A 15,222-nucleotide genomic window follows, 5' to 3' on the forward strand; every position below is an offset into this window, starting at 1 on the left:
CTCGCTTCAGGGTGAGCAGGCAGCGCGGCCGGCCAGAGGTGTTGGTGTTGATCGCTCTCAGCCCTTCGCTGCGCTGGTCCGTGGGGTTTCGCCAGCAGCGTGCTGGGCGGCAATGGCGAGGAACACGTCCTGGCGGGCAAAGAAGGCGTCGACCACGTCCGGGTCGAAGTGGCTGCTTCGCCCGTTACGAATGATCTGTAGCGCTTCTTCGACGGGGAGTCCTGCCTTGTAGACCCGATGTGCAAGCAAGGCATCAAAGACGTCGGCGAGCGCCATCAGTCGTGCCGAAATCGGAATGACGTCGCCAGCGAGCCCGTCCGGATAGCCCGAACCATCCCATTTCTCATGGTGGTAGTGGGCGATTTCCTTGGCCATGCTGAGGAATTCGATTCGGTGCTCTGCATCCTGCTCGGCCTGTTCGATGGCCAGGTAACCGAGACGGGAATGCGTTTTCATGATTAACCATTCGTCCGCCGTCAGCTGGCCGGGTTTGAGCAGAATGTGGTCAGGAATGCCGACTTTGCCGATGTCGTGCAGCGGTGCGGACTTGACCAGAACCTCAATGTTGTGAGCCGTCAGGAAGGCTGCGAAACGTGGGTGGAAGCGAAGCTGCATGGCCAGCGTGCGAACATAGCCCTGCGTGCGGCGCAGGTGGTTGCCGGTTTCCGGGTCGCGGATCTCGGCCAGCCGCCCCAGCGCGCGAATGCTGACATCCTGGATTTGGAGATTCTCGGCCATCCGCCGGTCGATCTCCCGCTGCAGGCTGTGGTTGTGATCACGCAGCAAGTCACGCGCGGCTTTCAGCTCGATCTGCGCCCTTACCCGCGCCAGGACGATCGACGGCCGGATCGGCTTGGTGATGTAGTCGGCCACGCCCAGTGCCAGTCCACGTTCCTCGGCGCCGCTGCTGTCGAGCGCGGTGACGAAGATCACCGGGATGTCGGCGGTCGCCGGGTTGGCCTGTAATCGGCTGAGTACCTGGTAGCCGTCCATTTCCGGCATCATCACGTCGAGCAGGATCAGATCGGGTCGCGGCTGGCTGGCGGCTGCCTGCAAGGCCCGCTGTCCCGAGTTGACCGCGCGCACCCGATACAGCGGGCTGAGCAGGCCGCTCAGTACCGACAGGTTTTCGGGGGCGTCATCGACGATCAGAAGTGTTGCCATCAGGATCCTGCTGGGGAAGTCACAAGCGGCCAGAATGAATTATGGCCGCTTTGCCAAGCCTGAACTGTGAATAAAGTCTCGCCGCGCGCCGCTGCCTTGCGCAAGCCCGGGCAGATGGCGCAGGGGAAGCGCTCAGTCTTGCTGGTCGAGGCGCAGCTGTGCGGCTGCGAACAGTTCTCGCTCCTCAAAGCGTACGTGCGCCGAGAGCAGGTCGGCAAAACTCAGCAGGGTGGTCGCGTCGGCATCCGGCAAGCGGCCGACCAGGGCACGCAGCTCGGCGTGCTCACGCAATGTGCGCGCGACCAGCGCCTCTTCGCCCGCCTCCAGCATGGCCGGCAGGAGGCCGGATTCCTCGCTGCTGAAATGAGGTTCGAGGGCGGCAGCAAAAACCTTGGTGCAGTTCGCCGCTGCCCCGGCGACCCTCTCCGCATCGCCCGAAGTGGCCGCGCGGCGAGCGTCGAGCGCCAGCTTGAGCGCCGTGTGGTGCTCGCGAGAGAGGTCCTGGAGGGTATCGTGGCGTTTCATTGCAAGGGTCCGTGGTCGTTGTTCGGGAAAGCCCGGAGCGCGCGTGCAAACAACGTCTGGCCGATGTCGGTTGCGCTGGTTGTACCGGAATTCGTGGCGCCGAGCGACAGAGTCTCCGGGCGGGCAGCTGATGCGACAAGCGGCCGCGAGCGCGCGCCGACGATCTGCGATTGTAGCCAATGACCGCCAGCAGTGCCGGCGTTTCGGGTGCGTCGTTTGACGGCCGGCACCGGTAGCCGTGGGAGCGGTGCCGGGCGCGGCGCGCGGCGAGAAAATGGCAGCCCCGGCCGGCGCAGGTTCGATCTTCCTTCTTCCGATCAGTCGACGATTGCTTCAGCGGTTTGCAGACCTGAATAGGCGATGTTGGCCACCGCCATCACGCCGATGGCGATGGCTTTGGATTCCGGATCGTCGTCATTGACCGCGAGGGTGTAGGAAACGCGGGAAATGTAGGAGGTCAGGTTGCTCACTTCTTCAATGATGGCATCAGAGCGGGTCTTCCCGGCTGGCGCTTGCGACAACTCGTAGAAATGCCAACCCGTGCAGGCCAGTGCCGGGATGACGAGAACGGCGTTCACGATTGCTCCGGTTGCCCGCCCATCGGCCGCTTTGAGTTTGCTCATGACGCCTTTGGAGGCGCCGAACTCTTTTTGCAGTGGGCCCGAGAAAACGATCTTGCACAAAATGACCAGACCGGTCGTCGCGGTGCTTATCGTGCTCACGGCGGTCTGCTTTATGGGATCCTTGGGGACCAGGAAGTTGGCAATGCCAACCGAGCCGCCCATGATGATTCCCATGACCGCCGACGGGATGCCCCACGGATTCTCGCCGGATTCCTCGGCCGCCTCGAAGGTGGCCACGAAGTCGCTCATCAAGGACATGAAACCGGCGATCGCGTGGCCTGAAACAAAGACGGCTGTCTGCGCGCTGTCCGATATCTTGAACATGGCCGCGCCCACCGAACCCTGTCCGGCGGGACCAAAACCGTGCTGCAGGTCTTCCAGACTGCGGGTGTTGATCAGGAAGTCGGTGTTCATGTCGTCCGGGAACGGCGCGCTGCCGGCGGCGATTTTGTAAACCACGGTATAAGCCACGGCCGAGATCCAGCAGAACAGGTCGAGGAAGGAGATGTCGGAAATTCCGATTGCATTGAGGATGTCGGAAATGATCGGAATATGGATCTTTGCGTCAAGAATACTCATCGCCGCCGAGGCGACGTCGTGGAGGATCTTCAACAGGGCATCGACAACGACCTTGGCACTGCTGAGTACCCCGTCGACCAGGATGCCAAGCAAGCGCTTGAGCACATCCTCGACGCTGAGCTTCGGGAAGTCATGGGCCAGCGTTTCCAGTCGTGTGATCAGCGTATCGAGCACCTGGCCTTCCTGCTTCAGCGCGTTCAACAGATCGTCGATCAGGTTCTGAACCAGGCTCAGCGACGGTGCACCGCTCTTTATGGAGATGTTGTTCGCGTTGTTCTGGAAATGGTGCGAAAGGTGCAGTGATCCCGAGTTCTGGCCTTGCATCGGATTGCTTGCACTACGACTTGGCGGCTTGGACGCGGCGGGGCCGAGATTCGACCAGTCCTGAATTCCTGCCCAACTGTCGATGCGCGATTCAACGTCGTCGATCATGTTGTCGAAAGCGTGTTCGAAGCTTGCTATCGAATCGACCTGGCCCTGAAGAAAGGCCTTGGTCAAATTGTGGACGACGTCCTTGGTGCGCTTTATATCGTCCCATTCGAACAGGAACTCGACGAACTTGATGATGTCTTGAACCGCTGTCTTGATCGCGTTGAATACCCACACAACGGCACCGACGACCGCTTCAGCGGTATCCAGAATGGCTCGATACACCTTGCCGGCAATCGTGGCGACGAAATGCCATGCTGCTGTCGCTGTATCTTCAATCACCTCGATGACCGCGTCTATTCCGGACTCCAGCCATTGGAACAGATCGCCAGCTGCGACGAGCATGTCATTGCCGAGGTTTCTTGCGGCGGCAGGAGTGGGCGCGGGGCCAGCGGCGGCAAGTGCGAGTGCCCCGGGAGTCGCCGAGCCTATGGAGTCAAAGCTCGTGCCGAGATTGGCCAGCCCTCTGGCAACGCTCTTGAGGTCGTTAGCGGGCGCGCTGGCAACGAGGGGCCTGGTTCTTCCGTTACTCTCGTTGATCGTTGCCGCCTTGAGCTTTCCGCTGTTCCCTTTGTCATCACCCAGTGCCGCGAGTTTGTTGAACGGCGCGACCATCGGGTTGATGGTCACCGAAGCGCCGCTGCCGGTGGATACGGTGAAAATCGTGCCGTTCAGCGTCTCTGTGGACTCGACGATCGTAATGGAGCCAAGGGAGTTGGTCTTGATGTGAATCGGTGTGCTGTCGACGATGTAGTAAAGGCCATTGATATACACTGCACATCGGCTGTTCGCACTCAGGCTGAGCGAGGCATTCTTCAGCGGGAGACGCTGCTCGTCTGCCACCTGAATGGTCGTCGTGTAGGAGTTGAACGAGATGGACTTGCTCGTCGGTGGAACGGGAAGGGTGATCTGGTCGGTCTGCCACAGTTTTGACGTCGACCGGGAAGCCTGAGTAATCCTTTGCAGCTTTCCCGCACCACTGGCGAAGATCGTATTGCCCCCGTCAACCCGATTGACGTAGGGCGATATTTCCTCGATAGCGGAGAGAATTGGCAGCGGAACGCTCCACGCCGAGGGGTGCGAGACCTGCGACTGCAGGCAACTGGTGTAGTAGACCTGGTCACTCGCATTGCGCCCCCAGAGGGTAATCACGCCGTCGTGATACATCGCCGCGAGCCTGCTTGTGTCTGACAGCACATTGCTGGTGATCAAAGGAGTTGCTGTTGCACCGTCGGCCTGGTTGGTGCTGGCGAAGTAGTACAGGGTGCTGCCGCTGAGCGCAAATAGATCCGTCGACAGGTCCGCATTTCGCGTTGCGGCAATGGCGCCGGGCACCACGCCCCCAGGCAGGTTCAGTCGCACAGGTAAGGGCGGGCCAGATCCGTAAACATTGATCACCGGACGAAACTCCAACTGACCGCCTGCCCCCGCGTGACCAGCCGTATACAGACCGTCAACATATCCCTTTGGCAATCTGCCGAGACAGCTGTCATAGCTGTCGACCTCGATATCAATCGGCAGATCGTGCTTGTTCCAGTAGTGTCCGTTGGCTTTGCCGGGGTCGATATAGTATCTGCTGACGTTTTTCACGGTGCTGTTTGGATCGCGAACGATATCAACGACGATGTACTGCACCTTCCCGGTCGTCTCACAAAAGAAGACGTTGGCGATTTCAAGTCTGGACAACGGCGCGCCTGGATCGTCGTACGCGTACGAAACCCAGTTCGGTGAGTCTGCCCATGAAATATCCTTGTTGGAATTGCCGAGAGACAAATACAGGTGGTCACCGGCGCTCGTCGTGACGACCATGGCCAGGCCAAGTGAACCGTTCTGCACGCTTTGTCCGGCGTCGAACGTCCGACAGGTGACGCCGGATTGACCGGAGAAGTCGGCCTTGATCCGAGTACTGCTCAGGTCCGTTTTCGACCAGCCTGCAGCCGACTGTCCACTTGCTTCACGAGTGAGGTAGAAGGCCCCGTCGGTTCCGACAGAGAACAGAAGCGAATGGCCGTCGCTGCTCTGCAAGGCCTCGAACTTCGCCTGAGGCGATATAACCTCGGCTTGCAGGTGGTTGGTCATCATTTCAGCGGAGTAAGTCAGATTCATCTTTTCCATGTCCCAATTCTCCTTGCTTGTGCCGGCTTTATCGCAGGCCTGTCGCCCCTCGGCACTCGTTTCGCGCTTGTCCAGCCTGGACGATCGCCAGCGAAGCAAGCGATCCTTCCTTCAAGCGACCGCATTTCCGGTCGCATCAGAAAAGCAGAGCCTCTTGTCAGCCAGGTTTGACGTAGGTCACAGCAGTAACCAAATCTTGATTTTCGGAAAATTGCACATCCTTGTACGTAAAAACCCTGGCCCCGGGGAAAACGAAATTCTGGATATCTTGTGCGGGAATATCTTTGAGCGTCGTTTTCGCTACGCTATTCGAATAGTTTTTTATTCCTGCGATTTGTTTCTGGGAGCTTCCTCCCGCAAGAATGTCAAAAAACCAGCCATAGTCCGGAGTCGTAGAGCGATCCTGGGTCGAGCTGCTGGCTGTGGATTGAAGCTGACCATTCTGTCCAACCGATAGCGTGTACGTGTCGGTGATCGTCGTATCCACGACGTTTCCCGATGCGGAGGTGTAATCAAACTGGAGATAGATATATAGCACCAGGTGTTGAACGATCGTGATCGTGCTGCCAGCGAAGGAAACCGAGCAATCGTATGAGCTGTGCAGGTCGAATTCACCGTAGGTCAGGCCAGATTTGTCGTGATTGTCGGCGTTGCTGGCGTAGGAAATCTTGAGCACTGTCGGTCCCGTCGGCACGATGATCGAATTCTGTGGAGTTTGCCCCGGCGTCAAGCGCATGTTTGTATCGAGACTCCCCATCATGTGTGCGGTAACCGATGTCCAGGGTTTCAAGCACGAGCGCGACACCTCGGAGGCGAGAAGCGTTCTGTAATAGTTGGCTAGTGTAGTGCGGTTAATCGATATAATGCCGCTTTCATTGTCGACATTGGCGGGATCTACCCAATTCCAGTCGAAACCCGCCGCGCCGGGCAGGTGGTTGTTATTCGCAGCACAGAGATAGTCCAGCGTCACCACCTGTTTCTGTGCCGGGGTCGGGTTGGCTACCACGACGCCGTTTCCGTCACGAAACTGGCTGACTTCACGCTCCATCCCCGTCAGCCGTAGCGACGATCCGTCGGGGGCGTTGGCCACTGCGTGGACCGATAGCACTGGCTCGCCATGGGTCTTGGCGGAGGCGAAATAGAGGTTAACGAAGGACTTGGTCAGGATCAGACCGGCATCGGAAGAGGGGTCGAGGCCTGCAATTCTGGGGATTGACTGGACCACCGCATTGTCGAGATCGAAGAGCAGTTGCTGCAGGCTGAAGGCTCCCGAGCCGAGATTCTTTAGTTGGTTGAGGAGCGCCTTTTTCTGTTCCGGGTGATTGTTGAAATAAGGCGTATCGAGTTCATTGTCGAGCGCCTCATAGACAAGGTTAACCGTCGTGCTGAAGTACCACGGGGTTCCCGACGGTTGCGACCAGACGTTCCAGGAGCCTTGGCCGCCAAAGCCGCTGGGAGGGCTGTTCTGGATGACCTCGAACTCGGAGCAGAAGAGATTGAATCTGACATTGTTCGCAGACGACCCCAGATCGACAATCGCCGGCATATCCTTGGGCATCACGCCTGGCGGCAGACCGAGCTTGAGCTTCAGGCCGACAACAAACATGTTCTTGGTCAGAGTGGCGATTCTCGGGTCGCTGTAATCGGTGCCGTCGGGTATTTCGAAGGGGTCGATGCCGCCGGTCCTGGTCTGCAGATCGTCGAGGCTGATCTGGACGGTCGGATTGCCTTTCGTATCGGCGAGAAAACACAGCGACGCCGTCGGCTGATCGATGGTGTCGAGATACTCCTTGAGACCCGAATTGATGCTTGCCTGGGTCGTTGCGACGACAAAATCGTAGCCATATTTCTGACTTGAAAGAAAGGATTTCTTGGCTGACATGATCTACCTCGCGTTATGGTCGTTCGACTGCAGAGGGGAGGGACGACGTTACCCGATAAAGTGGCAAGGAGAGCACGGCTACGGGAAACGTTGTCGGCCACATGATTTGGCGCCAGGTTTCGCCCCGAAGGAGCGAATTGGCATGCCTGTTGGCGACGGAGTGAAGACGTTGATGTTTGCCAGAGACAATGGCGGGCGGGATGGGGACAGGAAGCGAAACGGCTGCCGCTAAAGGCCGCGTCGCCAGATTTGACAGCTATTTTTCCGGGACACCTTCGATCATCCACAGCGCGTCGTCGGCGGTCGAGTTCCGGGTGGTCATGAACTCGCCCTCGGGAACGATCACCTGCTGGGTATCGTCGTTGACGATGTGCACGGTGCTGCCGTTGCGCAGGGGTGCGCCGTCGGCCGTCGACAGGCGCCATGTGGATGAGCGTGGCGCAAAGTCGGCGTAGTAGTAGTACAGGTCGGTCCGGCTTCCCGAGAAGAGGTGGTCGCAGCGTGTTCCTTTGCTGGTGAGATCCTCGCGGCTCGAAACGAGTGCCACGCAGGCACCATCCGCGACAAAGCCTTGGGTGGTGGATGCATAACCAGCGTTGTCCGGTAGAGCCAGCTTCAGGCGGACTTTGCTGGCTTGCCCCAGGGTAGGTTTCCACTGACCCCACTCGGACTTGAACGCGCTGATGTATCGGTTCGTCTTGACGTGTTTCAGGAACACCTCGTCCCCGTACTTCAGGGCGCCTTCGACGGGCAGGCCGTCCACGACCGGTTCGACGCTCCAGGCGCTGCCGTCCCGATCGGTGCATAGATAGCAGTGGCCGTACAGGGCGTTGTACCTGGAATTCAGGCGCTCGCCGCCATTGACGAGAAACACCTTGTCGCCAAAACATAAGGGCCCTGAAGCCGGGCTGAGCTTGCTGATCGCCCAGGTTTGCTGGCGATCGTATTCGCCTTCCATGTAATCGTTGAAATAGTAGCAATCGGAGGAGTTCTTCCAGTTGCCAAGGACGTTGGGGTTTAGGTCGTTTCGTGTGGAACGGGCAAGAATGGGGCGAAGGGCGAGGCGGGCAAATGAGTGAGCTTTCCAGCGATGAGGTAGGCCATGGCGATGAAGTTTTCGACGCGGCGATAGCCGCGTGCCCTTGCGCGCGCCTCCTGGAGCGCTCGATTCATCGCTTCGACACGGCCATTGTGTTTGCCGGGGTGAAAACCGTTGAGTACGCCAGGAAGGTGCTTGCTGATCGTCCGTCCGAGGCGCTTGAACGGTTCGAGTCGGCAGCGGCTGGCCCAACTGAGCCAGCGCTTGAGCAGGGGCTTGGCCTCGTCAGGTGTCGTGGCGGTGGCGTAGATGGAGCGCAGCGCCTGCTTGATCCGCCAGGCCCGTGCGGTCTTGAGGTTCGAGCGCTGCAACCAGTACATGGTGTCGGTTTGCTTGACGGTCCAGTCGGCGGGTTTCTTGTGCAGGCCCCAGCGGGTGCCTTTGAGTTCGGGCGCGGTCTTGACCTCGGCGCGTCGCACCTCGTCCAGCGCCGTGCTGCTCAGAGCGACCACGTGGAAGCGGTCGAAACAGACCTCGGCTGCTGGAAAGTGCTCGGCGGCGCCGGCCTGGAACGAGCCGCTCATGTCCATGCTGACATGGGTGATCGCGGTGGGCTGGCCACCATGCTCGGTAAGGTCGCTGGCGAACTTTCCGAGCGTGGCCTTGTCTCGGCCCGGCGTGGCAAACAGCAGACGCTGCGCGTCGAGGTCATAAAAAACAGAGATATACGTCTGGCCGCGTTTACTGGCGGTCTCATCGACGCCGATCGCGCGAACCCTGGCATGACTTTCCTGGGCGCGCGCCCGGCCCACATGATGATTGATCACGCGCCACAGTCTGCGACTGCGCACGCGCAGCAGTCGGCCAGCTGCCAAGACCGACATGGTCGGCGCCAGCATCAACGTCAAGGCCTCGAACAGCAGCGTGAAGCGGCTCCCTTCACGCGCCCAGGGAACAGGAATCTGCGTGACCTTGCCGCAACCGGCACAGGCCACTCGCGGCACCTCGGCATGCAGGTGGGCTTCGTACTGAAAGAAATCCATATGGCGCCAGGAACGCGCCAAGCGGTCATGCAGCGGCTGCGCCGCCGCACCGCAAGCCGGGCAAGCATGAATGGCTGCGCCAAATCGGACCTGGAAATCGATCCGTCCGGACTCTGGCTTGAAGATGACCTCAGCTACCTGCCAAGGAGCAACGAGACCCAGAGCCTGGGTGAACAGCGTTTCAATCATGAGGAACCGGTCGCGAGAGGAAAGACCGCCATTGTCCTCCATGCCGAGGGCGGCAGACTGCCTTCCTCGGCCCGGAGCAAGCGTAAGCAAGCGGGCAGCGATGTAAAGGGTTCGGCTGCGCCCGGACTGCGTCCGCCCTTGACATCACCGCTCCCTCAAAACGCGAAACCCATCGCCGGTTCCACACGAAACGACATAGAGCCGGACGTTGTAGGAGCCGAGACCTTCCTCGCTGGAAATGAGTTTGATCGTGTCCTCACTGCCGGTCCCGAGAATCACTCCTTCGTCAGGGCGGTGAGCGGCGTTCTGGCAATAGAAAGTGACCGGAGCTTCGTAGCTGGTCGTGGGAAAGTACTCCGTCGCCGCCGGGTCATCCTTGCTGAATGGCACCACATAGTGTTCGAGAAAGCGTGACACGTACTGGCCCTGGGCGTTCCTGAGACGAAAGCGGTCGTAGAAGTGAACCGGTTCCCCTCTCTTGCGCGCCAGTTTCAGGAAGGCGAGGTCGCTGGCGTCGGTACGCGGCGTGGCCAGGCTGACCAGGTTCGTGAACGTCGGTGCATTTGCCGTGCGCTGGCCAAAATCCTCCGCGGCCTTGTCCAGCCCGCGCCACTCGAGGAGGGTGGCGATGATCGATGTATGGTCGAACGGGATGCTGCCCGGCGAGCGGAACACCGTACCCTTGGCGATGCGAGGAGAGACGAGAATCGCGGGTACCCGAGCACCATAGCGGTCAAAGTTGAAGTCATGCTGGCGCTCGAAGGCGGGCGTCCCCGTGCCCCAGGGCGGTATTGCCGGTGGTGGGGACACGTGGTCGAAAGTGCCGACCGGCTCGTCGAAAGTGATGATCAGCAGGGTCCTTTCCCATGCCTCCGTGTTGGCGATGAGGCTGGAATAGATCTTCTTGAGCAGGTTTTCGCCGGCGTCGAGGTTGCCGGGCGGGTGATAGTCGTTGCCCTGATGAAACAGGTAGGTGGACAGCGAGACGGCCGAATTGCCGGTTCCCTGGTGAGCGATGGTCCACTCCGGCTCGATATAGGTGAAATGTGGCAAACGTCCCTGTCTGGCCGAAACCAGGAACGAATCGAGCGTCGAGAAATGGGCGTTGGCGTTCGGTATCTTGCCGATCTCGGGAAAAAGCCGGTAGGTGTAGTCTGCGCTCACCTCACTCGAACTGAGTGAGCGCAGGTACTCCATCACCATGCCCACTGTCGCGCGCGAGATCAGATTTCCGGGCGCGGCCAGCAGCAATCCCTCGATGGCCACGGCAAGCATGTTGAAATTGATCGGCAGGTAGCCACTCTGCCTGACCACGGACCACGTCAAGCCGGCGTCGTGGAGTGCATTGAAGATCGTCCGTGCCCTGAAGCGGTCGTCGCCGATCAGTTCGCCGGCAACCTTTTCGAGCGCCTTGAGCGCTAGGTTGGTGGCGTCCTCGAGAAAGCCGTTATCGACCAGGCCCATGGACGTCCCGCACAGGGCGAAGGCCCGATTGGTATTGGTTTGCGACGGAACCGAGGAGAACCACAGGTCGCATACGGCGTAGTGCTCGGCCAGTCCGTTGAGTACCGGTAGCTGCGCCGGCGTGTAGCTCTGCATGACCTGCCCCGCGTAGCGTTTGACCGCCGCCGCGTCCTTGCCCTGACTGGCGAGCAATTCTGCGTAATCGCGCACGTAGCCGCGCATCGTCGGTTTGTCGCCGGGGCCCGCCTTCGTAGTGCCGAAGAGTTGCCGGGTGACGTGTTCGAAACTTTCGCCGGGATTGACGTTCGGTACGCCCAGGCCCTCAGCCCCGCGGGTCGGAAGCACCTTGATGTTTCGCGTCTGATCCTCGTTCGCGTAGGCGCTCGGAGTGATCTCCTGTAGCCCGTGATAAGCCGACTCCGACGGCTTGAGCGGAGGCGTGTTGCTGAGCGGCTTTTTGTTCTCGTAGAGCCAGCCCAGCATGCTGTCGAACGATCGGTTCTCGAGCATTAGCAGGACAACGTGTTCAACCTCGTTCATCGCCATGGCCTGCCCTCGGTGTAGGAAGCATGCGAATTACATTACTGCGTCATTGCCGACGAATTCTTCGCGCCGCCGCATCCGCTACTTGCCGCAGTGCTGCTCCTGGTGGTCCGGTTGCTCCTTGCTGTCCCACATTTCGCGCCAGTAGCCGTTGGCGCAAATGACCAGAGCCTGCTGCTTGCCAGCCGGGCCGGCGATGCGCAGGGCGCCGCCGGTGCTGGTGCTGTCCTCGATTCCCTCGCCCATGCCGCTGTCGATCAGGAACAGGATGCCGTAGCGCTGGAACAGCGTTTCTTCCTCCCGGTTCTTGTTGTCAGGGAACTTCACCCGGCCGTATTGGTGGCCCTGGACGATGTGGTTCACCTTCAGCTTGGAGGCATATTTTTTCAACAGGGCTTTCGCGTCGGTGTCCTTGCTGCCGTCCATGAACCAGGGCATCCCGTTCGGGCCCTTCTTGTTCAGGCGCGCTTCGAGGATGGAGTTTTCGTCGCTCAACTCCTTGGTCGCGAAGCCATCCTTGGCAAAGCCATTCTCGATGGCGGTGCTGAGTTCGGCAATGGTCCGGTTGTTGGTATTGCCGCCATGGCTGAAGAACCAATCATTGACCCGCACCGCAATGGGCAAGGCGCACAGGAACTGCCCGACGTCTCCTTGGCAACTGGCGACCTCGACCGGATCGATTTTGGCGGCCCGTAGTTCGTTGGCGAATTCCCTGGTCTTCTTCCCCAACGGGTTGGCCAGAAACTCAGCCTCGTGGTTGCCCATGGTGACGATGACTTGCCCGCCCTGGCGCGCTGCATCGGTTTGCAGGGCGCGCAGCAGCGCAATCACTCCCAGGGAATCGGTCCATTTGTCGATCATGTCGCCGGTGACCACGAGGACCGATTTGCCGCCCGTCCATTTCACCTGGCCCGGCGCGGTCGCCGTGCTTTCGGTGAGCATGGCCGCGGCCAGCACCCCGGCCAGCCGCACCGGATCGCCATGCGGGTCGCCGACTGCGAAGACGGTCTCGGTGGTGTCCAGTTCAACAACCGCCGGATGCTTCAGCCAATCGCGGCTGGCCTTGACCGCGCTGCTCTCGGCGGCGTGGGCTACTTCGCTGAATACGGCAAGGGCGAGGGTGAGCCCGGCAATCTTCGCAAACATGTTCAGTGTCATGTCGAATTCCTTCTGGCGGGAGAAAAAGTGCAGCAATCGGATCTAGTTCACGTTTCAGCTGCTTTGCGCATCATTTAGCCAAAACCGCTAAACAATGGGGTCATAGAAGCAAGGTCCGCGCCACTTCCTGGTAGCCCTTTAACGCCATGAATAGAAAGCGAGTTCTGTAAATGCTGTCAGCTCGCAGGTGGGTCTGAAGCTACCCGCCACGGGTAACTCCAAGCGGCTTGAATCACCGTTGCCGCAGGCCCCGATGGTGGCCAGGATTGCCGCCAGAACAGGGCTGCAGAGGTCGGGCCGGGTGCGCCGAACGCGGCGGAAGCAGTTCGACCCGGGTGGGTCTGTCTTGCCCCAGCTGCCCACGCCCCGGAGATCGGGAAGGCAAAGTGTAGAAGCTAGCGCTGGCGGTAGGCGGGCTGGATTACCCCTGCCGCTTATGTCATCATCACGTCTGGCGAGACCGCGTGCCAGGAGGCGCCAGCCACGCGGGTGGCCTGGCCCTGCTGCCGAGATGACTGCCGAGCTCACCAGCAGTCGACACCTGACCGCGCCGCACGGCGCGCCTGCCCGTTTTTTCTGCCGGGATGTTTTTTTCGAGGAAGCGTGCGCATGACCGGTCCGTCCCAACGCCCCGAGCTAGAGGAGCTGCTGCTGTCTTTTCGGAAGGCCTTCATGACCGTTGGCGCGTTCAGCTTCTTCACCAATCTGTTGATGTTGACGCCGGCGATCTACATGCTGCAGCTCTATGATCGTGCGCTTGGGAGCCGTAATCCGACGACCTTGCTGATGCTGACGCTGATGGCGCTCGGGCTGCTGGCGCTGATGTCCCTGCTTGAATGGATCCGATCGATGGTCCTGGTGCGCGTCGGTGCTCGTCTCGATCTGGACATCAACCAGCGCATCTTCGACGCGACCTTCGAACGAAATCTGCGGCAGGCAGGCCAGAATCCGGCGCAGGCCCTGCACGACCTGGCATCGATGCGCCAGACCTTGACCGGCGCCGGGCTGGTGGCCCTGACCGACGCTCCCTGGATGCCGATCTACCTGATCGCCATCTTCATCATGCACCGTGAACTGGGCGTCTTCGCGCTGATTGGCGTGCTTGTCCTGGTGGCTCTGGCGTTTGTTAACGAGCGCGTCTCGGCGGGGCCGCTGGGCGAGGCGCAAAAGCTGTCGATGGCGGCCAATGCGCAGGCCAACAACAACCTGAGAAATGCCGAGGTGATCGAGGCCATGGGCATGCTGCCGGCGATTCGCGCGCGCTGGTTCAAGCTGCATCGGAAGTTTCTCGAACAACAGGCTCTGGCCAGCGATCGCGCCGGCATGTTGACGGCGCTGACCCGCTTTGCGCGTATCTCGATGCAATCCCTGACGCTGGGCTATGGCGCGCTGCTGGCGATAGAAGGAGAAATCACGCCGGGAATGATGATCGCCGGGTCGATTCTGGTCGGCCGCGCACTGGCGCCGGTCGAAGCGCTGATCGGCAACTGGAAACAGCTGGTGTCGGCACGCGCCGCCTACAAGCGTCTGGTCGAGCTGCTCGGCCTGTACCCGGCGCGGGCTGCCGGAATGCCGCTGCCGAGGCCGCTGGGTGACGTGGTCGTCGAGAACGCGGCGACGGGGGCGCCGGGCAGCAAGACGCTGATCCTCAAGAATGTGAACTTCAAGTTGCAGGCCGGCGAGGTTGTCGCCGTGATCGGTCCCAGCGCTTCCGGCAAGTCGACGCTGGCGCGCTTGCTGGTCGGTGTCTGGCCAACGCTGGCCGGATCGGTGCGCCTGGACGGCTCTGAGATTTTCAAGTGGAACAAGGATGAGTTGGGCCCCTATCTGGGTTATCTGCCGCAGGACATCGAGTTGTTTGGTGGTTCTGTCGCCGAAAACATCGCCCGTTTTGGTGAAATCGATTCGGACCAGGTTCTGGCGGCGGCGCAGGCTGCCGGCGTTCACGACTTGATCCTGCTGTTGCCGAACGGCTACGACACACCGCTTGGCGAGGCGGGTAGCGCCCTGTCGGGTGGCCAGAAACAGCGCATCGGTCTGGCCCGTGCGCTTTACGGCGACCCGGCGTTTATTGTCCTCGACGAACCAAATTCCAACCTCGACGATCAGGGCGAGGCGGCCCTGGCCGAGACGATCCGGCGCCTGAAAGCGAAGAAGCGGACAGTGGTCATCGTCACCCACCGGATGACCACCCTGGCGGTTGCCGACAGCATTCTGGTGATGCAGGAGGGAACGGTGAAGGCACACGGTCCGCGCGACCAGATTCTGGCGGCGATGCGCTCAGCCAACACCGCGAATACGCCCAATCCGCCGCCTGCCGCCCCTGCGCCAACGGCGGCGAGCGCAGCAAATTCACCGCCTTCATCGCCAGCCGGGCAGAGCGCGGTTGCGGCACGATCGGCGACGACTGCGGCGGCGGCGAGCGGTCTTCCGTCGACGCCGGTCGTTGGCGTCTGATTGGCGAGGCAC

The 15,222-nt window shown here is 60.6% G+C and carries 9 protein-coding genes; 1 reads left to right on the forward strand and 8 read right to left on the reverse strand.

What is annotated here, in order from left to right:
* Positions 1-57: 57 nt before the first annotated feature.
* The 8 genes from QZ634_RS02385 to QZ634_RS02420 all read right to left on the reverse strand — a co-directional run bounded on the left by QZ634_RS02385 (position 58) and on the right by QZ634_RS02420 (position 12,753).
* Positions 58-1,164: a two-component system response regulator gene (locus QZ634_RS02385; protein WP_291985243.1), complete on the reverse strand. Its 1,107-nt coding sequence runs from the start codon at positions 1,162-1,164 to the stop codon at positions 58-60.
* A gap of 132 nt (positions 1,165-1,296) precedes the next feature.
* Entirely contained in the window at positions 1,297-1,689 is a 393-nt protein-coding gene (locus QZ634_RS02390) for a hemerythrin domain-containing protein (protein WP_291985245.1), read from the reverse strand.
* A gap of 317 nt (positions 1,690-2,006) precedes the next feature.
* Complete coding sequence (locus tag QZ634_RS02395; protein WP_291985247.1) at positions 2,007-5,435, reverse strand: hypothetical protein; 3,429 nt, start codon at positions 5,433-5,435, stop codon at positions 2,007-2,009.
* A gap of 157 nt (positions 5,436-5,592) precedes the next feature.
* Complete coding sequence (locus QZ634_RS02400) at positions 5,593-7,317, reverse strand: hypothetical protein (RefSeq protein ID WP_291985249.1); 1,725 nt, start codon at positions 7,315-7,317, stop codon at positions 5,593-5,595.
* Positions 7,318-7,573: 256 nt separating this feature from the next.
* Positions 7,574-8,275: a hypothetical protein gene (locus QZ634_RS02405; protein ID WP_291985251.1), complete on the reverse strand. Its 702-nt coding sequence runs from the start codon at positions 8,273-8,275 to the stop codon at positions 7,574-7,576.
* 59 nt (positions 8,276-8,334) lie between these two features.
* Positions 8,335-9,630 carry an ISL3 family transposase gene (locus QZ634_RS02410; RefSeq protein ID WP_291985253.1) on the reverse strand — a complete coding sequence of 432 codons (1,296 nt, stop codon included), beginning with the start codon at positions 9,628-9,630 and terminating at the stop codon, positions 8,335-8,337.
* 102 nt (positions 9,631-9,732) lie between these two features.
* A complete protein-coding gene (locus QZ634_RS02415; RefSeq protein ID WP_291985255.1) occupies positions 9,733-11,592 on the reverse strand; it encodes an alkaline phosphatase family protein in 1,860 nt (619 codons plus the stop codon).
* Positions 11,593-11,676: 84 nt separating this feature from the next.
* The gene (locus tag QZ634_RS02420; protein ID WP_291985257.1) at positions 11,677-12,753 is read right to left on the reverse strand and encodes a metallophosphoesterase; all 1,077 of its coding nucleotides are present in this window, start codon (positions 12,751-12,753) and stop codon (positions 11,677-11,679) included.
* A 609-nt stretch (positions 12,754-13,362) separates the two neighbouring features.
* On the opposite strand from QZ634_RS02420, the gene QZ634_RS02425 reads away from it, so the two are divergent.
* Entirely contained in the window at positions 13,363-15,210 is a 1,848-nt protein-coding gene (locus QZ634_RS02425; protein ID WP_291985259.1) for a type I secretion system permease/ATPase, read from the forward strand.
* The last annotated feature ends 12 nt before the right edge of the window (positions 15,211-15,222 follow it).

The organism is Candidatus Accumulibacter sp. ACC007, assembly GCF_907163205.1.
GTDB lineage: Bacteria > Pseudomonadota > Gammaproteobacteria > Burkholderiales > Rhodocyclaceae > Accumulibacter > Accumulibacter regalis.